At 33.5% G+C, this 20165-nt stretch carries 17 protein-coding genes and 1 tRNA gene; 13 read left to right on the top strand and 5 right to left on the bottom strand.

The window, feature by feature from the left end; translation table 11 throughout:
- Window positions 1-281 precede the first annotated feature (281 nt).
- A complete protein-coding gene (locus tag AA089_RS09715; protein ID WP_082113243.1) occupies window positions 282-1961 on the top strand; it encodes a DUF885 family protein in 1680 nt (559 codons plus the stop codon).
- Window positions 1962-2942: 981 nt separating this feature from the next.
- On the opposite strand, the gene AA089_RS09720 is transcribed toward AA089_RS09715, so the two are convergent.
- From AA089_RS09720 to AA089_RS09730, 3 genes are all read right to left on the bottom strand, one after another.
- A tRNA-Tyr gene (locus AA089_RS09720) sits at window positions 2943-3024 on the bottom strand.
- A 153-nt stretch (window positions 3025-3177) separates the two neighbouring features.
- Window positions 3178-4326, bottom strand: coding sequence for a TlpA disulfide reductase family protein (locus tag AA089_RS09725; protein WP_053002316.1), 1149 nt, complete (start codon window positions 4324-4326; stop codon window positions 3178-3180).
- Window positions 4327-4398: 72 nt separating this feature from the next.
- Window positions 4399-4872, bottom strand: a complete 474-nt coding sequence (locus tag AA089_RS09730; protein WP_046756746.1) for a hypothetical protein — start codon at window positions 4870-4872, stop codon at window positions 4399-4401.
- Between the two features lie 192 nt (window positions 4873-5064).
- Here AA089_RS09730 and AA089_RS09735 point away from each other — a divergent pair, with 192 nt between their 5' ends.
- Window positions 5065-7983 carry an FAD-binding and (Fe-S)-binding domain-containing protein gene (locus tag AA089_RS09735; protein ID WP_046756747.1) on the top strand — a complete coding sequence of 973 codons (2919 nt, stop codon included), beginning with the start codon at window positions 5065-5067 and terminating at the stop codon, window positions 7981-7983.
- 59 nt (window positions 7984-8042) lie between these two features.
- Here the strand turns inward: AA089_RS09735 and AA089_RS09740 are convergent, their stop codons facing one another.
- Both AA089_RS09740 and AA089_RS09745 read right to left on the bottom strand, forming a co-directional pair.
- Window positions 8043-8546: a DUF421 domain-containing protein gene (locus AA089_RS09740; protein ID WP_046756748.1), complete on the bottom strand. Its 504-nt coding sequence runs from the start codon at window positions 8544-8546 to the stop codon at window positions 8043-8045.
- 143 nt (window positions 8547-8689) lie between these two features.
- Complete coding sequence (locus AA089_RS09745; RefSeq protein WP_046756767.1) at window positions 8690-9526, bottom strand: UDP-2,3-diacylglucosamine diphosphatase; 837 nt, start codon at window positions 9524-9526, stop codon at window positions 8690-8692.
- A 184-nt stretch (window positions 9527-9710) separates the two neighbouring features.
- Between AA089_RS09745 and aroC the strand changes: the two genes are divergently transcribed.
- The 11 genes from aroC to AA089_RS09800 all read left to right on the top strand — a co-directional run bounded on the left by aroC (window position 9711) and on the right by AA089_RS09800 (window position 19847).
- On the top strand, window positions 9711-10775 hold the full coding sequence (aroC, locus tag AA089_RS09750) for a chorismate synthase (RefSeq protein WP_046756749.1): 1065 nt from the start codon (window positions 9711-9713) through the stop codon (window positions 10773-10775).
- Complete coding sequence (locus AA089_RS09755) at window positions 10772-11290, top strand: hypothetical protein (protein ID WP_046756750.1); 519 nt, start codon at window positions 10772-10774, stop codon at window positions 11288-11290. The genes aroC and AA089_RS09755 overlap by 4 nt, the downstream gene beginning before the upstream one ends.
- Window positions 11291-11315: 25 nt before the next feature.
- The gene (locus tag AA089_RS09760; RefSeq protein ID WP_046756751.1) at window positions 11316-12764 is read left to right on the top strand and encodes a dicarboxylate/amino acid:cation symporter; all 1449 of its coding nucleotides are present in this window, start codon (window positions 11316-11318) and stop codon (window positions 12762-12764) included.
- Window positions 12765-12827: 63 nt separating this feature from the next.
- Window positions 12828-13859, top strand: a complete 1032-nt coding sequence (gene gshB, locus AA089_RS09765; RefSeq protein WP_082113246.1) for a glutathione synthase — start codon at window positions 12828-12830, stop codon at window positions 13857-13859.
- Window positions 13859-14689: a sulfurtransferase gene (locus AA089_RS09770; protein WP_053002318.1), complete on the top strand. Its 831-nt coding sequence runs from the start codon at window positions 13859-13861 to the stop codon at window positions 14687-14689. Before gshB ends, AA089_RS09770 begins: the two co-directional genes overlap by 1 nt.
- Window positions 14686-15105, top strand: a complete 420-nt coding sequence (locus AA089_RS09775) for a hypothetical protein (RefSeq protein WP_046756753.1) — start codon at window positions 14686-14688, stop codon at window positions 15103-15105. The genes AA089_RS09770 and AA089_RS09775 overlap by 4 nt, the downstream gene beginning before the upstream one ends.
- Window position 15106: 1 nt before the next feature.
- On the top strand, window positions 15107-15631 hold the full coding sequence (locus AA089_RS09780) for a hypothetical protein (RefSeq protein WP_046756754.1): 525 nt from the start codon (window positions 15107-15109) through the stop codon (window positions 15629-15631).
- A 30-nt stretch (window positions 15632-15661) separates the two neighbouring features.
- A complete protein-coding gene (locus AA089_RS09785) occupies window positions 15662-16489 on the top strand; it encodes an N-formylglutamate amidohydrolase (protein ID WP_046756755.1) in 828 nt (275 codons plus the stop codon).
- Window positions 16490-16503: 14 nt separating this feature from the next.
- A complete protein-coding gene (locus AA089_RS09790; RefSeq protein WP_046756756.1) occupies window positions 16504-17661 on the top strand; it encodes a flavohemoglobin expression-modulating QEGLA motif protein in 1158 nt (385 codons plus the stop codon).
- A 133-nt stretch (window positions 17662-17794) separates the two neighbouring features.
- A complete protein-coding gene (locus tag AA089_RS09795) occupies window positions 17795-19495 on the top strand; it encodes a helix-turn-helix domain-containing protein (RefSeq protein WP_162200432.1) in 1701 nt (566 codons plus the stop codon).
- 85 nt (window positions 19496-19580) lie between these two features.
- Entirely contained in the window at window positions 19581-19847 is a 267-nt protein-coding gene (locus AA089_RS09800) for a hypothetical protein (protein ID WP_046756758.1), read from the top strand.
- Window positions 19848-20165 lie beyond the last annotated feature (318 nt).

The following is a 20165-nucleotide window of genomic DNA, read 5'->3' on the forward strand; positions in this document are numbered from 1 at the left end:
GCAGGATTATTTCATGAACCTTTCTCGCCACTTTTGCAACTAAGAAAACCAATACAATATTGAAATATCGACGATTTTATATTCGATTTAAAAAACGATAAAATTTTAAGACTAACAGAAGAAAAATAAATTCGTTGAACACCATGTATAAATTATTGTCAATTAGAGTACGCTTTTAGAATTCCTTCAGAATTTCCTTGTATTTCTTTTGTTCACAAAATTAGTTGCTTAAACACACAATTAAACATACTCAAATACGTTAGGTTTAATTAAATATAAACATGGATAAATATAGAATTTTAATACTTTTTGGATTTCTTTCTACCTTTTTCAATTGTACTAACGAGGATTTTACGCGGAAAAATATCAATGATATAAACGATGTGAAAATATCTGAAATCTTAATTAATTATAATGTAAACACTGAGAGATTAAATAATTTTTATAAGTATCATGCAACCACTCAATATGTTAAACGCTCAATAAAAAACTGCCATCATTTCAGCAATATGTTGACTTTGATCGATTATGAAAATTTAAGTATTGATCAACAAATTGATTATCAATTGTTAAAAAGACGAATTGAAGTTGACTTAGAAAAATTACAGCATAAATTTAACGATATCAAGGCTGTAGGTCAATGGGGAAAAGCTGGGCGATTTATCATTGAAACTGCCACAGCAAGTCAACAAGGAACAACGCCAATACCCAAAGAATTTGCACAACAGCTTGAAAAAGCCTCTCAGGAAATCAATCTCAAAATAAAAACGATTGCAAACCAAGCGAGTCCTTTTAGTCTTAAAGAAAGACAAATAGTAATGGAAATGATTGGAAACCAAAAAGATGCACTTGCGTTTTTGTCTAAACAATTTGATGAATATCTACCTAATTACTATGTTGAAACAAGTAAATACAAATCTGCTTATGAGATGCAGTTAGACTCTTTAAGTGCGATTGTTTCAAAACAATTTAAAATATCAGAAGCACAATACTTGGGAAAAGATAAACTTCAACAACAGCTTACCTCTGTTAGGCATTTACCTTATTCCGTAGATGAGATTTATAAAATTAGTGAAGAATTTTTCAACAAAAGTCAAAAAGAAACAGAGCTAATAAGCGAAGCAATGGGATTTGAAACCGATTGGAAACAAGCCTATGAAAAAGTTAAAAATTCTTATGTGGCACTTGGAGAGCAGCCCAAAACAGTGCAAAGATTACAAAATGAAGCCTTGGATTTTATTGAAGATAAAGAACTTGTTACAATTCCCGATATTTTAAAAGAAACTTGGTCAATTGGTATGGTACCAGGTTTTCTTCAGCAACGCGCACCTTTTTTCCTTGGTGGTCCAAATTTATTGATTTCTTATCCAACTTTAGAAATGAACAAGGTTGATAAACTACAAATCATGAGAATGAACAATCCTCATTTTGCACGCTCAGTTATTTTTCATGAACTCATCCCTGGCCACTTTATGCAATATTACATGGAAGATGTGAAAAAGCCGTACCGAAAAAGCTATAATTTTAGTGCTTTATGGAGTGAAGGTATGGCCTTTTATTGGGAACTCTTATTATATGAGAAAGGGTTTGCAAAAACTAATGAAGATAAGTTGGGGATGTTATTTTTTCAAAAATTACGAGCCGCTAGAGTTATTACTTCCATTAATTACCACACAAAAAAATGGACTAAAGAACAATGTATTTCATTTTTTAAAAATAAAGTTGGAGCAGATGATTTTGTTGCTATTGCCGAAGCCAACAGAGCAGTCAATTCATATCCAATTGATTATTTAATTGGAGGACTTCAGTTTATGCGTCTAAAAGAAGAACTTGTAGATACAGGAAAAATGTCTCTAAAAGTATTTAATGATAAATTATTCAAAGAAAATTTTATTCCATTAGATTTGTTGGAATTCAAATTAAAGAACCAAAATATACCCAAACAATTAAGGAATAACTAAATCCAACAATGGCTATCAATAATTGTTTGTTCTCGCCTGCTTTTGAAATTTAGCGGAATTTCCTACTTGGTATATACTTGTAAAGCTAATCGCTAAACTACACAACTAATCATAGCTTAGACCGTAAGATTATCTTAAAACTTCATATTTTGATTCAAATATTTGGAGGAGTATTTTTGAGAAAACTAAAATACTGTAATTTCAAGAAGGTAAAATTAGTTTTGAGACAGAGTGACGTTGTGAGTAATTTGAATATATATTCGTAAAATGAACAAAATTTTGGGATTTAGACCTGTATTTTTTGCTTTATCTCAAAACTCAAATGTTATTTGGTTTTGCTCTAATAGCAGGATTATTTCATGATCCTTTCTCGCCACTTCTGCAAATAAGAAACCCACAGCTTTCGCTGTTTTGTTTTTTTTATTTTATTTCAAAGTTCAAACGTTGTTTGGTTTTGCTCTTAAAGCAGGATTATTTCATGAACCTTTCTCGCCACTTCTGCAAATAAGAAAACCATAGCTATCGCTGTTTTGCTTTTTTTGTTTTATTTCAAAGTTCAAACGTTGTTTGGTTTTGCTCTTAAAGCAGGATGATTTCATGAACCTTTCTCGCCACTTCTGCAAATAAGAAAACCATAGCTATCGCTGTTTTGCTTTTTTTGTTTTATTTCAAAGTTCAAACGTTGTTTGGTTTTGCTCTTAAAGCAGGATGATTTCATGAACCTTTCTCGCCACTTCTGCAAATAAGAAAACCATAGCTATCGCTGTTTTGCTTTTTTTGTTTTATTTCAAAGTTCAAACGTTGTTTGGTTTTGCTCTTAAAGCAGGATGATTTCATGAACCTTTCTCGCCACTTCTGCAAATAAGAAAACCACAGCTTTCGCTGCTTTGCTTTTTTTGTTTTATTTCAAAGTTTAAATGTTGTTTGACTTTGCTCTAAAACAAAAAAACCACGTCATACGACGTGGTTTCTTGCTTGATGTGGGGAGAGCAGGATTCGAACCTGCGAAGACATAGTCAGCAGATTTACAGTCTGCCCTCGTTGGCCGCTTGAGTATCTCCCCATTGCCATCGATTTTTGTTTCAAAATCGGTTGCAAATATACTATTGTTTTTAACACGTGCAAATAAAATTTGAGCGTTTTTTTAAATTAAAATTTAAGGTGCTGAAAATCAGTTTTTATACACTTTAAAAAAATTAGAATACAGAATTCTGAATTACTTTCCTAGCAACTCTTTTACTTTTGCTTCCAATTGCGCACCACGTAAATTTTTAGCAACAATTTCTCCTTTTTCATTCAAAATAAAAGTAGCAGGAATCGCGCGTACATTGTAGTTTCTAGCAATTTTGTCTCTAAATCCAGCAATATTAGAAACTTGATGCCAAGGCAATCCATCTTGTTCAATAGCTTTTATCCAAGCTTGCTTTGCATCACGTTGTCCTTGTCGTCCATCTAACGAAACACCAATGATTTCTAAACCATCTTTATGGTATTTATTGTAAATATTTACCACATTTGGATTTTCTCTTCGGCAAGGTCCACACCAAGCTGCCCAAAAATCAACAATGGTTACTTTTCCTCTAATATCATACATGGAAATGAGTTCTCCATCAGGATTTGGCGCTTTAAAATCAGGCGCTACAGAACCTACAGCGGCTCTTTTTGCTTCAAGAACTTTCAAGTTTAAATCTTCAGCAACTTTCGTTTTCTTCAAGTCATTAGGAAGTTTGTCATAAAAAGCTTTGGCTTCTTTCACATCAATAACTTTGTAGTTTAACATTCTATTGATGATTTGAAGTGAAATATACGAATCAGGATGATCTTTTACATAGTTTTTTTGATATTCTGTTCCTTCTTTTTGTAAAGCATCCGATTGTGCTTTTAAGCTCTTTATCAGTGCAGTATCTTTACTTTTCGTAGCAACTGCATAACGTTGATTTACAGATTTTATTTTTTTAGAAATATCTTCAGAACTCTTTAAAAAGTTTGCATATTCTTGGTTGTGCTTTCCTCCAGAAATTTTTGCTTCCATCAAATTACTTCTGTCAGCTTCAACCTTTACATCACCTTTCTCTAAAATAAATGTTACATTTCCTTGTGCTCCATTTACATAAATAAAACCCATTTCAGGAAACTCAGAAGTACCATAAAACGTAAACTTCCCATTTTGAACAATAGCCGTATCTTTTGAAACTGGTTGCCCTTTTTCATTTGGCACCTTTAGAAAAGCACGAACTCCGTCAGGAATACCATTTATTGAGGTTTCTACACTATACGAATTATCTCCACTTTCTTGCGTACCACAAGAAATAAATAGGAATACACTCAAGATGCATGCAACTAAAAATACCTTTTTCACGTTCATATACATTTTTATTTACTATGATTTAAATTAAGTCGCAAATTTAACTAAATGTATATAATTACGCTAGTAAAATTAGAATTGATAACGAATTCCCAAAGCCAGATCAAAATCAAGATCATTATTAAACCCTTTTACAAAGCCTATTTCTGGTCTAAAATCTAATGAAAGGAGTAGTGGAAAGTCAAAATCATACTCAATACCAACATCGCCAGCTACAAACGCGTAAAAGCCGTCATTAGTAGCGCCTCGGTTGCTATTCCAGCTTCCAAATCCGCCACCAGCGCCAGCATACCAATTAAATCCGCCATCAATATTCCAAACCCATTGGTACAATCCTGTTAATTTGTATGCGTCAAATTCGTCGCTATCTTTCCAGCCCAAATCGAGTTCCAAACGATTGGTATCGCTCAATCCAAGTTGATATGAAATTTCAGTACCAAATCCGTTATTACCACCTAGTCGTAATCCAATAGCATGGTCTGAAATGTCTTGCGCTGTTGCAACATATCCAAAAAATAAAATACTTAAAATCACTAAATTTTTCATCTCTTTCTGTTTATTTTTGTTGTTTTCAGATGAAATTCAGCCAATAGCATGCCAACGCCCAAAAAGTGATGTCATAAAAGTATATTTTATCTATTTACAATATACTTAAGCTAAAATTTCATTGTAATATTATAACTGAAAAAATAAGTATATATTGCTAAAATTAATATAGAAAGCATTCAATACCGTAGCATGAATTCAAAATTAGAAGTCTTAAAAAACAACTTATCAGGAACACTCTTTTATGATGATTTGCATAAAATATTATATGCTACAGATGCTTCTGTATATCGAAAAATTCCATTGGCGGTTGCCTATCCAAAAGACACGAACGATTTAAAATTATTGATCGATTTTGCGACGAATGAAAATGTATCATTAATACCACGAACCGCAGGAACTTCCTTGGCTGGACAATGTGTTGGAGAAGGAATTGTAGTAGATGTTTCCAAACATTTTACAAGAATTTTAGACATCAATGAAACTGAACGCACAGTTACGGTTGAACCTGGCGTTGTACGTGATGAATTAAACCAATATTTAAAACCGTTTGGCTTATTTTTTGGTCCAAATACGTCTACATCAAATCGTTGTATGATTGGCGGTATGGTCGGAAATAACTCTTCAGGCACAACTTCCATTCAATATGGCGTCACACGTGACAAAGTCATTTCACTAGAAACCTTATTATCTGACGGAAGTGAAGTAATGTTTGAAACGATTTCTACAGAAGCTTTTCACGAAAAACGAAATCAAGCATCTTTAGAAGGGAAAATTTATCAAAAAATTTACGAAACACTGAGTGATTCTAATAATCAGGCGCGAATTCGAATTGAATTTCCAAAGCCTGAAATTCACAGACGAAATACAGGATATGCTATTGATGAACTCTTGTATTTTGCACCTTTCAACAAAGAAAGTGAAACGTTTGATATGTGTAAATTGCTTTCAGGAAGTGAAGGAACGCTAGCATTTACCACAAAAATAAAGCTGCAATTAGATGTATTGCCACCAGAACGTCATTGTGTAGTTGCAGCGCATTATGAAAGTATCGAAGATTGTTTGCAATCGGTTTCGTTGACCATGAAGCACAATTTGTATACCTGTGAAATGATGGATAAAATCATTTTAGATTGTACCAAGTCAAATCTGGCGCAAGCCAAAAACAGATTCTTCGTAAAAGGCGATCCACAAGCAATTTTACTACTAGAATTACGCTCAACAGACGAAAACGACTTAGCAAACCAAACCAAAGCACTAATTACGTCTTTGCAGGAAGAAGGCAAAAGTTACCATTATCCAATATTGCGAGGAAACGAAATTGGCAAAGCGATGGAATTGCGCAAAGCTGGTTTAGGATTGTTAGGAAACATCATTGGCGATCGAAAAGCAGTGGCATGTATTGAAGATACAGCCGTAGCATTGCCTGATTTGGCGCCATACATTGCTGAGTTTTCAGAATTGATGAAGAAATATGAGCAACAAGCCGTGTATTATGCACATGCTGGTGCGGGAGAATTGCATTTGCGTCCAATATTGAATTTAAAGAAGCAAGAAGATGTAGTATTGTTCCGAAAAATCACACGTGATGTGGCTAAATTGGTCAAAAAATACAAAGGTTCGTTTAGTGGAGAACATGGTGACGGAATTGTGCGCGCAGAGTTTATTCCGATTATGATAGGAGAGAAGAACTATGAATTGCTGAAAGAAGTAAAACAAGTTTTTGATCCGAAAAACATATTCAATCCTGGGAAAATAGTGGATGCGGCAAAAATGGATACGTCGTTGCGGTATGAAATTGATAGAGAAGAACCTGAGATTGAAACACTTTTTGATTTTTCTGATAATGAAGGAATTTTGCGAGCCGCCGAAAAATGCAATGGTTCGGGCGATTGTAGAAAACCTGCTTCGTTCTCAGGTACCATGTGTCCAAGTTACCGAGCAACCAAAGATGAAAAAGATACGACACGTGCGCGTGCAAATGCGTTGCGTGAATATTTGACGCAATCGGACAAGGAAAACAAATTTGATCACCCTGAATTAAAAGAAGTTTTCGATTTGTGTTTGAGCTGTAAAGCTTGCGCAAGTGAATGTCCAAGTAATGTAGATGTTGCGGCGTTAAAAGCAGAATTTTTACATCAATATTACAAATCAAACAAACCTACATTTCGTGATAAAATGTTTGCATTTTCTACCAAATCAAACAAATTGGCAAGTAACTTTTCAAGTATTTCTAACTTTGTAAAAACGAATGGTTTTACGTCAAAAATTATTAAAAAACGCTTAGGAGTTGCACAAGAACGTACATTACCAATTAATTCAAGTAAAACTTTAGATAAAATACTTCAAAAATCATTAAATCAATTAAATAATAATATATCAAAATCTAAAAAAGTATATCTTTTTAGTGATGAATTTACAAATTATCTAGAATCTGACATTGGTCAAGATGCATTAATTGTTTTATCCAAATTAGGATACGAAATCAAGTATGTAAAGCATGAAGAAAGTGGACGTACATTTATATCCAAAGGTTTTCTGTCTGAAGCTAAAAAAGCAGCGAATGCGAATGTAGAAATATTCAAGAATTTGATCAATGAAAATGCTGTTTTGGTCGGAATAGAACCTTCTGCAATTTTAACGTTTCGTGACGAATATATTCGTTTGGCGGATGATAAAGAAGCGGCAAAAAGTATTGCAACACATTCGTATCTAATTGAAGAATTTTTAGCCAAAGAAATCGAATCAGGCGAAATTACTTCAGCTGCATTTACAGGAGAAGCAAAAGAGGTCAAAATACATGTGCATTGTTACCAAAAATCTTTGTCGAATCAGAAATGTACGTATGACATTTTAAACCTTCCAAAAAACTACAAACCAACTATTATTGCTTCAGGATGTTGTGGCATGGCAGGTTCGTTTGGATATGAAGAAGAACATTACGAAGTCAGCATGAATGTTGGCGAGCAAACGTTATTTCCAGCTGTGCGTGCGGCTTCTGTTGATACATTGTTAGCAGCAAATGGTACCAGTTGTCGTCATCAAATAAAAGATGGAACGCAAAAAGAAGCATTGCATCCAATTACGATCTTGCGACGCGCTTTGTTATAAATTTTGAAAGTGCGATTGTGAATTTAGAAGTTTCAGAAAATCACTCGATTCTTACGGATTTATACGCTAACATCGCTAAAAACCTGTTGATGCATCTCCTTGTGTTCTCTTTTGTACACAACCGAAATATCACCAGTATTTTCTAAAATAACAGCTTTAATTTCGTGAAATTCGTAAATATTAGCCTTTTTGAGCTTCAACATAAAGTCGCTTTTGCTAATATTTGATTTTCTCAATCGTTCTTCTAGAATTTTACCATTCCACATTACAATTTTAGTTTTGTTTGCAAAATAGTGCTGAAATACTTTGCTTTTACTAAGTAAAAAAACAAATAAACACTGAAATAAAGTAATTGTAACTAACATAATAAAACCTTCAACCAATGTATATTTACTACTCGATAGCAGCGAAATTGATACGGAAGCAATTGAAATAATTGAAATAAAATCAATAGAAGATAGTTTACCAAACGAGCGTACACCAGCAATTTTGGTAATAATAGTTAGGGTAATGAAAATTCCAAAAACGATTAAAGTTAGTTTTAACATTTCTACAGGTTCCATAGTGTTGAATTTTTTTAAGCAAAATTAGACCATATGGAATTTTGGATTAACCCAAAAAAAAAATTTAGTAACTCAAAAAATTTATAGATTGAAAATCAGAAAGATAAATGTAAAATGTACAAATGTATTCTTCAAATGAAAAACTACTTTTTCGGACTTTCTATAATAGTAATTGCTGCCAACAAATCTTTATAATCCATTGATTTTAGTTCTTCATCTGCATAAAAAGCTGTCAAGCGATCTTCGGAATGACGGTAGAGTTTCCAACGGTTTCTGTGATATTCTAAAGCCGTTAAGTTTTCAACCCAATCGCCTGAATTTAAGTATACACATGAACCTTTTCTATTGGTTTTCTTCTCCATTTGTGGCTGATGAATATGTCCGCAAACTACATATTCGTATCCATTATCAATCGCCAAATCAGCAGCAACTTTTTCAAAATCGTTGATATATTTGACTGCTTTTTTGACGCTATTTTTAATTCTTTTTGATAACGAATACTTTTCGCGTCCAATTTTAAGCAAAAACCAATTGATACAACGATTTAAGCGAATCAACATATCATAACCCCAACTTCCAAGTTTGGCAATCCATTTGGCATTTTGAATAGAGGCATCAAATACATCGCCGTGAAAAAACCATGCTTTTTTCCCGTTGAGTTCTAACACAAGTTTGTCAACTAATGAAAAATTACCTAAGGTAGTCTCTGAAAAGCGTCGTAACGATTCATCGTGATTTCCTGTAATATAAATAACTTCAACGCCTTTCGTGGAAAAATCGATTAGTTTCTTAATTACTTTTAAGTGCGATTTTGGAAAATAACGTTTTCTAAACTGCCAAATATCAATGATATCGCCATTCAAAATAATCTTTTTTGGATCAATACTATTCAAGTAGGAAAGTAATTCATCGGCGTGACAGCCGTAGGTTCCTAAATGAACATCGGAGATGACTGCGAGGTCTATTTTTCGTTTTTTCAAAAAATCATTTTTCACACCGCAAATAAATAATAAAGCCAATGGTTTCATGAAAAAATACTGTTAAGCTTAGTTGCTTGAATGTTAATAATATATAAAGGAATTATCTGAAATGTTAAGTTAATTTTAAGCATTAGTTGGGTTTTTGAATCTGTTAGATTAAATTTACATTTGATAAAAAAAGACTATGGCAGGAAATACCTTTGGAACACTATTTAAATTAACCACTTTTGGAGAATCGCACGGAACCGCAATTGGTGGTATTATAGATGGCTGTCCAGCAGGAATCACATTAGATTTAGACATGATTCAGGAAGAAATGAATCGTAGAAAACCAGGACAATCAGCCATAGTAACACAGCGTAAAGAACCTGATACTGTAGCATTTTACTCAGGAATCTTTGAAGGAAAAACTACAGGCGTTCCAATCGGATTTGCAATTCACAATACCAATCAGAAATCACGCGATTATTCACATATAAAAGAAACCTATCGTCCATCACATGCCGATTATGTATACGATCAAAAATACGGACATCGCGATTATCGTGGTGGCGGAAGAAGTTCGGCACGTGAAACGGCTTCCAGAGTCGTAGCGGGCGCAATTGCAAAACAATTCCTTTCAGACATCAAAATTAATGCTTTTGTATCGTCGGTTGGCGAAATATCATTAGATAAACCTTATCAAGAACTCGATTTCAATCTTACGGAAAGTAATCCTGTACGTTGTCCAGATCCTGATAAAGCGGCTGAAATGGAAGCTAAAATTAGAGAAATTCGCAAAGAAGGCGATACCATTGGCGGAACGATTACCTGCGTATTGCAAAACGTTCCTGTTGGTTTGGGCGAACCTGTATTTGATAAATTGCACGCCGAACTCGGAAAAGCAATGTTATCGATCAACGCGGTAAAAGGTTTTGAATACGGAAGCGGATTTGAAGGCGCAAAGATGAAAGGAAGTCAGCACAACGATATATTTAACGCTGACGGAAGTACCAAAACAAATCTTTCTGGCGGTATTCAAGGTGGCATCAGTAACGGAATGGATATTTACTTTTCTGTAGCATTCAAACCAGTGGCAACCATTATGCAAAGCCAAGAAACCATCAATAAAGATGGCGAAATTGTAGAAATGACAGGAAAAGGACGTCACGATCCGTGTGTTGTACCAAGAGCTGTGCCCATTGTGGAAGCCATGGCAGCATTGGTATTAGCAGATTATTATTTACTCAATAAAACCATAAAAAAATGACCGTAAAAGATTTTTTTATAATGGTTCTTAAAATCATGGGAATTTACTTTTTTATTGACGGAATCTTGCCATTAGTATTAGAGTTGATTTTTTATAGTACTACAGATCATTTATCAGATCATTTTTGGTTTATCGGTTGTATATTATTGTTTTTTGCGATTATTTATTTTATGATTTCTCATTCGGAAACTTTAGCGAAGTTTTTACGGCTAGATTGCGGTTTTTCAACAGAACGCTTCGATTTTTCTAAAGCAGATAGTGCATATATTATAGAAATTGCCATTGCTATAATGGGATTGTATATGCTATTTTATACGATTCCTTTTATTTTGATCGATGGTTATGTATTATTTAAATCGAATGTGAATAGTCGTATTTTTTCAGTAGACAAATCGCCAGAAACACTACAGTTAAATTTAATTACAAACTTTTTATATATTTTAGTCGGATTGGTCATACTCTTACTAAGAAAACCAATTTCATCTATATTTACACCAAACACCAACAAAAAATAGTCAACAGAACAGAAACATACTCAATATGAAAAAAATGGCATTACATTGGAAAATTTTAATAGGAATGGTATTGGGAATTTTGTTCTCGTTCATTCTGCTTTCTACTTCTTGGGGAAGTGAAATGATTACGACCAAAACAATTCCAGCTTCCGAACAAATCGTTCAAGAAATTGTCAATGGAGAAGTCGTTACTACTGTAAAAGCTATTGATGCCAAAGAAATACAAACCACACGCGCAGAATATTTTATCAGTCGATGGGTAAAACCGTTTGGAACAATTTTCATCAACTTATTAAAACTAATTGCGGTACCATTAATCTTGGCTTCGTTGATAAAAGGTGTATCTGATTTAAAAGATATTGCTAAAATAAAAAAGATGGGATTGCGAACCATTGCCATTTATGTTGTGACGACGCTTGTGGCAATTATTATCGGTTTAGGAATTGTAAACACGGTAAAACCTGGTGTTGGAATGCCACAAGAAACCATTGAAAAAATCAAGGAAAAATATGCAACTTCCGATGGTGTGAATGATAAATTACAAAAAGCGGCGGCGCAAAACGATGCAGGACCATTACAAGCATTGGTTGATATATTTCCAAAAAACATCTTTGAAGCGTTAGGGAATGCTAAAATGCTTCAAATTATATTCTTTGCTTTATTTGTTGGAATCTGTTTATTGCTCATTCCTGAAAAACAAGCAAAACCCATGATTGATATATTTGATTCGCTCAATGAAGTCGTCATGAAAATGGTAGATTTAATCATGCTTTTTGCACCATATGCGGTATTTGCTTTATTGGCAAACGTTATTGTCGCCTTTGATGATCCTGAAATTTTACTCAAACTATTGTCATATGGTTTATGTGTCGTTTTTGGATTGTTATTAATGATTGTGTTCTATTTGGTACTTGTAAGTGTATACACGAAAAAATCGCCATTATGGTTTTTAAAACAAATCAGTCCTGCACAATTATTAGCATTTTCAACCAGTTCAAGTGCAGCGACATTGCCTGTTACGATGGAAAGAGTGGAGGAACATTTAGGTGTTGACAAAGAAGTTTCAGGATTTGTATTGCCTGTTGGCGCTACCATTAATATGGATGGAACAAGTTTGTATCAAGCTATTGCGGCAGTTTTCATCATGCAAGTATTAACGCCTGAAGCCATCACGTTGGAAGTGCAATTAATCATCGTATTTACTGCATTATTGGCATCTATTGGAAGTGCGGCAGTTCCAAGTGCAGGAATGGTTATGTTGGTTATTGTGTTAGAATCTGTAGGATTTGATCCAGCATTATTACCAATCGGATTGGCACTAATTTTTGCAATTGACAGGCCTTTAGATATGTGTAGAACAACGGTAAACGTTACAGGAGACGCAACAGTTTCGATGTTGGTAGCAAAGTCGTTAGGAAAACTACACGATCCAAAACCGAAAAACTGGGATGATAATTATCCAGCAGCAGAATAATGTGAAAAACCAACAATTTTGCATAAATTAGAAGACCAAATAAACAACCAAAAGAAATCAGTTATGAATATCTGCTTTTTAATGTATCCATGGGAAGATATAGATCCAGAAAATGATACAAGCCTCGCTTTGATAAAAGAATGTGTAAAAAGAGGGCACGGTGTCGCCACGTGTTCCCCTTCCAACTTAACGATAAGAGATAGTGTTACCAATGCATTCTGTACAGTTATTGGAAGAATGGATAAAGTACCTTCGACATTAAAATCTTTTTATGCAAAAGCTACGTTACGTGAAGAAATGCTACCATTAGCAGGATTTGATGTCATATTTATGCGTGCAAATCCACCGCTAGATCCAATAATGTTAAATTTTCTAGATTCTGTAAAAGATGATGTTTTTATAGTAAACTCACTGCAAGGAATGCGCGAAGCCAATAATAAATTGTATACGGCTGCTTTTGGAGATGCACATAGTAATATCATTCCAAATACGCATGTATCAAAAAATAAAGATTATTTGGTGCAACAAATCAAAGAATCAAAATCTGATAAAATGATTCTGAAACCATTAAACGGATTTGGTGGTTCAGGCGTTATTTTAATAGAAAAATCAGCCATGAATAACATTAAATCGTTACTTGATTTTTATATTACAAGTAGCGATGGTTCATCAAATTATGTCATTCTTCAAGATTATATAGAAGGAGCAGATCAAGGTGATGTTCGTATATTATTACTCAATGGAGAACCAATTGGCGCAATGCGTCGTGTACCTGGCAATGATGATCATCGATCAAATGTGAGTGCAGGAGGAAGCGTTCAAAAACATTCACTGACCAAAGATGAAAAAGCATTGTGTAAACAAATTGGTCCAAAATTGGTAAATGACGGATTGTTTTTTGTTGGAATTGATGTTATCGGCGGAAAATTAGTAGAAGTAAATGTAATGTCGCCTGGCGGAATTACATATATCAACAAAGTATACAAAGTAAAACTACAAGAAAAAGTAATTGATTTTGTAGAAAGTAAAGTATCGGACAAATTACAAGCATTTGACAGACGTGTTCGTTTGCGCAAAGCTGTTGATGACGCGTAATGAACGTGCAAATTCCGAATACAATAGTAACATCAGATTGGTTGTATGAACATCTTTATGCAACCAATTTGATCGTTTTAAACGGAACCATTCCGAAAGTTGTAGGAGCTTCATTAGCTGAAACACAACAAATTCCAAATGCACGTTTTTTTGACATTAAAAAAGTTTTCAGTGTAATGGATGCGCCTTTTCCAAATACAATGTTGGATGCAGCTACATTTACACAAAAAGCACAACAATTAGGCATCAATCAAGAGAGTAGTATTGTTGTGTATGACGAATTGGGAATTTACGCATCGGCACGCGTTTGGTATATGTTTAAAGCAATGGGTTTTGACAATATTGCTGTTTTAGATGGCGGATTTCCCGTGTGGAAAGAAAAAGGATTTTTATGTGAAGAAAAAGTAGCGTTTAAAGGCAAAAAAGGCAATTTTGAAGCAAAATATCGTCCAAAACTATTTAGAAACTATGACGGAATGTTGCAAGAAATTCAAAATGCTTCAAGCTTAATTGTAGATGCACGATCTTCAGCACGATTTACAGGAAAAGTGCCTGAACCAAGAAAAGGCTTGCGAAGCGGACAAATTCCAACATCAAAAAATCTTCCATACACGGAATTAGTACACAACAATCAACTAAAATCAAAAGCTGAAATCAAAGCTATTTTTGAATCTTTACAAACAAATGAAACTGAATTTGTATTTTCGTGTGGATCAGGAATTACGGCGTGTATTTTGGCGTTAGCGGCTGAATATTCAGGATATACAAACTATTCCGTATACGATGGTTCGTGGACAGAATGGGGAACTTTATACCATAAAACAACATGAATACATCAAACAAAACAACAATTGACGTAGCATATATTAAAGATGAACTTTTAGAAATTCTTGTTGAACTTGAAAAACTAAAAATTATTCGCAAAGGAATTCTCAAAGATGCCGCAATCATCGGTTTTATAGGAGTTTCTGTGATACTATTTGGTTTGTATGTACACTATGCAGAATGGACAGCATATCCTGTAATTCCATTCCTAATATTTGCTGGTGGCGTATTGTTGGCAGTAGCTTTGCGACCACTGCAACGTTATAAAAAAGATTTCGAAAGAGCAGAAAAAAGATGTACTGCTTTAACAGCGAAACTCAAAAAAGAAAATCTTGGTTATAAAGCAGATGTAAACGTTTCTAGAAATGAACAAGGAGCATTTGACGTAGAGAAAAGTATCGAAATTAACACACTTTCATGATATGGAAATCGACATTAAATCACATTGTACTATTTGCGACAATAGAATTTATGACTTTCAAACAGGCGCTATTTGTGGACTTACGAATGAAGCACCCAATTTTTCACAGAAGTGTAAGTACATAAAACCTGAAAAAAAGTTAGAAGAAAAAATAGTTGAAGTGCACACCAAATTAAAGTTGGTTACCAAAACAAAAACGGATACCATCAGTCACTTTATTTTCTTTACCATACTAAATATTTTAATTGTTACCGTATATTATTTCTTGGTAACGTATGATATGTATAACGGATACGTGCCAGGAATACGATTTGTCATTGTCGGTTCATTATGCTTGTTAGGAATTGCCATCGGACCTATACATAAATACCGAAGAGATTATAAAATTGCCAAAAACAACAAAGAGCGTTTGGATGCACTCTTAAAAATCTATAAATTAGACTACGAAGTTTCGGTTGATATTATTAACGAAGCGCACGGCGATTATGATGTTGAAAAACAAGTGAAAATTTTTAGAGTAGGATAGAAGTACCATATACATAACCATAAATGCCTCATGAAAAAACTAACCATTCAAGAGATTGTTACCAAAATTGAAAATGAAGAAGTATTTAGAGCAGTTTCGTCAGACTATTCTTTTACTATAAAAATTGACGCGTATGTACCGTACGCCTGCGGAGCTGTTCATGATGGACATCAGTTTAGACGTGAGCTTTGGGAGAACTGCATACATACCGAATACGAACGCTGGTTTGAAGAAGATCCTGCAACGCGAGAAATGGTAAAAACACATCCAATTATCATTGCAGGAATGGATTCACGCTTTGAATACGATCTAAATCGTGCGCCTGAAAGTGCCATTTATGAAGATGCTTGGGGGAAAAAACTCTGGCACGAACCACTTTCTGAGGAAATGAAACAAAAAAGTTTGGATAAACATGCCAATTTCTACAAAGTAGTATATGCATTAATTGCTAAATTAGAAGAAAAATTTGGTGTATGTGTCGTGTACGATATGCATTCGTACAACTGGAAACGTTGGGAACGCGAAGTGCCAACCTTTAATCTTGGAACTGGAAATGTTGACAATGAGCGTTTTGGAGAATCGATAGAATCTTGGCGAAAAATGCTTTCTATGATCGAATTGCCAAACGATATAGAATCGACCTCAAAAATTAACGATACGTTTCAAGGAAATGGCTATTTTTTAAAATACATTACGCAGCATTTTAGCAACACTTTAGTTTTGGCAACCGAAGTAAAAAAGATATATTGCGACGAAATTAATCAAGTCATGTTCCCCGAAGTTGTTGCGACTATTGAAAAAGAGTTGCGACGAATGTTACCAAAACATGCTACTGCATTTTATGCAAAATACAAATAAGAAGATTTTTTAGGATGAATGATATACATGTTGGAAACGAAGTGCTTTTTGAAATCGACAATAACATTGACGAACTTGTCAAAAAAGTCGAACTATTAAGCTATGTAAATCCCATAAATTTAGAAGAAGAGAAACAAAAATTCTTCCAATCAAAATATCTAGCAGAGCCAAATTTTAAATATCCTGTGATGGATTTTGATCGTTTTCAGATGCATCGAGAGTTGATTTCACAACCGATAGAACATATTGAAAATGAATTCACTAGAGAGTTGTATGAAGATATTATTTATGCATATTCAGGCTTAATTCAATGTATTCAAACCATTGGAACCAAGCGAAAATTTTATTACAACAGTCTGCGTTCTTTTGGAACACCAACGGAGCAAGATGTTGAAAACGCAAAGTTTATTCTGCATTTTGAAGAAGAAGACGAAAGCGAAGCTCAATTTCAGCCAAAATATTCTCCTAAAGAAACGGAAGCACTTTTTCGTGACTACTCAGCGCAATACGACTTTTCGTATCATATTAAGTTTTCCAAAGATATGAGCGCTATTGCAATGGTATTAAATAATATTAAAACATTGGTTATCAATGAAAAACATACTTTTTCTGATAATGAAATTGCCGTATTGACCAATCATGAAATTGGTGTACATATGGTGACGACAATGAATGGACAATTGCATCCGCTTAAAATATTTTCAAACGGATTTCCAAATTATGAAGAAACCCAAGAAGGATTGGCTGTTTTTTCAGAATATATGAGTAATAATTTAACAGTAAAACGCTTAAAAGAATTAGCATATCGTGTAATTGCGGTAGATAGTTTGGCAAAAGGATATTCGTTTTCTACAACGTTTAGAAAATTTGTCAACACCTATGATTTAGACAAAGACACAGCGTTTAATATTTCCGTAAGAGCGCATCGTGGTGGCGGATTCACGAAAGATTATTTATACTTATCTGGATTAAAAAAAATATATAACTATTACAAATCTGGAAAAGATATGAATGCGTTATTACGTGGAAAAATATCGTTAGATTATTTAGAAAACATCGAATCGTTGGCCAAAAATGGGTGTGCTGTTGATTCTAAATACATTACAGATTCTTACCGAGAAAACAAAAACACCAATAAAACTGTTGATTTTATTCTAGAGAATTTGAAGTAACAATATAATCAATCTTCTTACGTAATTAATATATGAAGATTGATTATATTGTAAACTCTTATTTCAAAATCAGAACATGTTGCATTTCAAGCAGTATTGCTATTCCACATTTTTCAAGTTTTTTGTTATTATTATGTATTTCGTTAGTGTTTCTAATGCTTTTGCTCAGACAGATTCATTAGCTGATAAGTCGTATGATGAACTTACAAAGTTATATGTCAAATCTATAAATACACAACCATCTCATGCGCTTGTTTACATCACCAAAGCCCACGAAGTAGCTCTAAAAGAGAAAAATAAGAAAAATATTGCCAAAACAATGTATGGAATAGCTTTTAGCAACTATACATTGGCAAATAATTCGCAAGCCTTGGAAAGTGTTGAGAAATCAATTTTACTATTTGAATCCGCAGATAAAAGAAATAATACGTTACTTTTTCAAGCACACAATTTAAAAGGCGCTTTGCTCACAGACTTGCGACAGAATTCTAGTGCCCTAAATGCACATTTAAAAGCGAAAGCGTATGCTAAAAAAGCGAATAACATACGAAATGAAATTCTAGCTTCAACAAATATTGCCTTCATTAAAAAAGATCACAAAGATTTTAAAGATGCCATCCGAATTTTTAAAGAAAATCTTGAAACACTTGAAAATGCAACAAAACCAATAGCTAAAAAATTGTCCTATCAACTTTTTCAATATGCTAATATTTCTGAAGCATATCTGCGAATGGGAGAAATGACTTCGGAAAATTATCTAAAAGAAGCAAAATATTACAATGAATTGGGTTTGCAGAAATGCCCTAAAGATGATATCACATCTTATTCATATTTACTCATCAATAAAATTGTCATTCTACATGAAGAAGGAAAATACGAAGAAAGTATTGCCTTGGTTAAAAAAACGGAGCTTCTAGCAATAGATACAAAAGATGAAAATTTATTGTGTGCAGTCTATTTTTATGCAGGGAAAAGCTATGCGAAACTCAACAAATACGAAACAGCACTTGATTTTTTAGAAAAGGCAAATGCTATTATTCTAACATCTGAAAAAAAATATCATATAGAACGATTGCTCAAAAAAGAATTGTCAATCGTATACACAGCAATTGGTAACATAGAAAAAGGGCAAGAATATTTTGAAAAGTATGTTTCGTTGGTAGAAAAAGAAACAGAGGAAGATATTAAAGTCATTAAAGAAGTATATATTAAAAATGATATTGCGGAACTTAGAGAAGAACTGAACAAACTCAGCGAACGTATGGCTTCTGAAACACTGCAAAAACAACAACTTTACGTTGTTTTGGGAATACTGATAGTTTTGTTAATTATCAGTATTTTTTGGTATCGTAACAAAGTAAAACAAGTAAAGAAACGAATAGAAAATGCATTACAAAAAGCCAACGAGTTAGAAAAAACAGGCATCCCACAAGTAGCAAATAGTTCTTCAATTTCTGAAAAAGTAACCGATGCTAAAGCTGCATTATTATTGCAGAAATTACAAAAGTTTGAAGAAGAAAAAATGTATCTGTTACCAGATTGTAGTTTAAGTTTTGTAGCTGAACAATTAGATTCAAATACGTCTTATGTTTCCAACGTGATTAATAATTATAAAAATAAAACCTTCAAAACATACATTTCAGAATTACGAATTAACACTGCATTAGTCCAACTAAAAAATGATGAAAAATTACGTTCATATACCATAAAAGCGATTGCAGAAGAATTCGGTTTCAAACGACAAGAAACATTCTCAAAAGCATTTAAAACGCAAACAGGAATTCATCCGTCACAGTACTTAAAAAAACTACGAAAGGATTTAGAAACTATTTGATAGTTCATAAACCATCACAGTTTAGACTTTGTAAGCCTTACGTTTTCATGTTACTTTGTATTTGTAACATTAAAATTTATTGAGAATGAAAAAAAAGAAATTTGGGCTATTGAATTTTAAAAAGAATAAAATTTCAAATTTATATAATTTGCAAAAAACGAAAGGCGGAACTGGAACCGGCCCTGGAACTGAAGGCGGTTTATTTACAGGACTAACCAATTGTGGTGCAAGTTGTGAAGTTGGTTGTGAAACCTATGACCCTGTAAAATGCTATGATACTACAAGAACGCTAACAGACAATACTTTTTACGAAACTTGCGATTGTGAAGGTTTTGCAAGTATGGGATGCTAATTTTTTAATGTAATTTTAAAAGTATATATAAAAAAAGCTGTCTGAAAGGTTATTACGCGGAAAAATTTCGTTGGATTATTTAAAAAATTTCGAATCGTTGGGCAAAAATGGGTGTGCTGTTGATTCGAAATATATTACAGACTCTTACCGAGAAAACAAAAATACCAATAAAACTGTTGATTTTATTTTGGAGAATTTGAAGTAACAATATAATCAATCTTCTTACGTAATTAATATATGAAGATTGATTATATTGTAAACTCTTATTTCAAAATCAGAACATGTTGCATTTCAAGCAGTATTGCTATTCCACATTTT

The organism is Kordia jejudonensis (assembly GCF_001005315.1).
In the GTDB taxonomy this organism is placed as follows: domain Bacteria; phylum Bacteroidota; class Bacteroidia; order Flavobacteriales; family Flavobacteriaceae; genus Kordia; species Kordia jejudonensis.

Coding starts and splice junctions, on each gene's coding strand:
- AA089_RS09715 (WP_082113243.1), top strand. CDS start 282: ATGGATAAATATAGAATTTTAATACTTTTTGGATTTCTTTCTACCTTT.
- AA089_RS09725 (WP_053002316.1), bottom strand. CDS start 4,326: ATGAACGTGAAAAAGGTATTTTTAGTTGCATGCATCTTGAGTGTATTC.
- AA089_RS09730 (WP_046756746.1), bottom strand. CDS start 4,872: ATGAAAAATTTAGTGATTTTAAGTATTTTATTTTTTGGATATGTTGCA.
- AA089_RS09735 (WP_046756747.1), top strand. CDS start 5,065: ATGAATTCAAAATTAGAAGTCTTAAAAAACAACTTATCAGGAACACTC.
- AA089_RS09740 (WP_046756748.1), bottom strand. CDS start 8,546: ATGGAACCTGTAGAAATGTTAAAACTAACTTTAATCGTTTTTGGAATT.
- aroC (WP_046756749.1), top strand. CDS start 9,711: ATGGCAGGAAATACCTTTGGAACACTATTTAAATTAACCACTTTTGGA.
- AA089_RS09755 (WP_046756750.1), top strand. CDS start 10,772: ATGACCGTAAAAGATTTTTTTATAATGGTTCTTAAAATCATGGGAATT.
- AA089_RS09760 (WP_046756751.1), top strand. CDS start 11,316: ATGAAAAAAATGGCATTACATTGGAAAATTTTAATAGGAATGGTATTG.
- gshB (WP_082113246.1), top strand. CDS start 12,828: ATGAATATCTGCTTTTTAATGTATCCATGGGAAGATATAGATCCAGAA.
- AA089_RS09770 (WP_053002318.1), top strand. CDS start 13,859: ATGAACGTGCAAATTCCGAATACAATAGTAACATCAGATTGGTTGTAT.
- AA089_RS09775 (WP_046756753.1), top strand. CDS start 14,686: ATGAATACATCAAACAAAACAACAATTGACGTAGCATATATTAAAGAT.
- AA089_RS09780 (WP_046756754.1), top strand. CDS start 15,107: ATGGAAATCGACATTAAATCACATTGTACTATTTGCGACAATAGAATT.
- AA089_RS09785 (WP_046756755.1), top strand. CDS start 15,662: ATGAAAAAACTAACCATTCAAGAGATTGTTACCAAAATTGAAAATGAA.
- AA089_RS09790 (WP_046756756.1), top strand. CDS start 16,504: ATGAATGATATACATGTTGGAAACGAAGTGCTTTTTGAAATCGACAAT.
- AA089_RS09795 (WP_162200432.1), top strand. CDS start 17,795: ATGTATTTCGTTAGTGTTTCTAATGCTTTTGCTCAGACAGATTCATTA.
- AA089_RS09800 (WP_046756758.1), top strand. CDS start 19,581: ATGAAAAAAAAGAAATTTGGGCTATTGAATTTTAAAAAGAATAAAATT.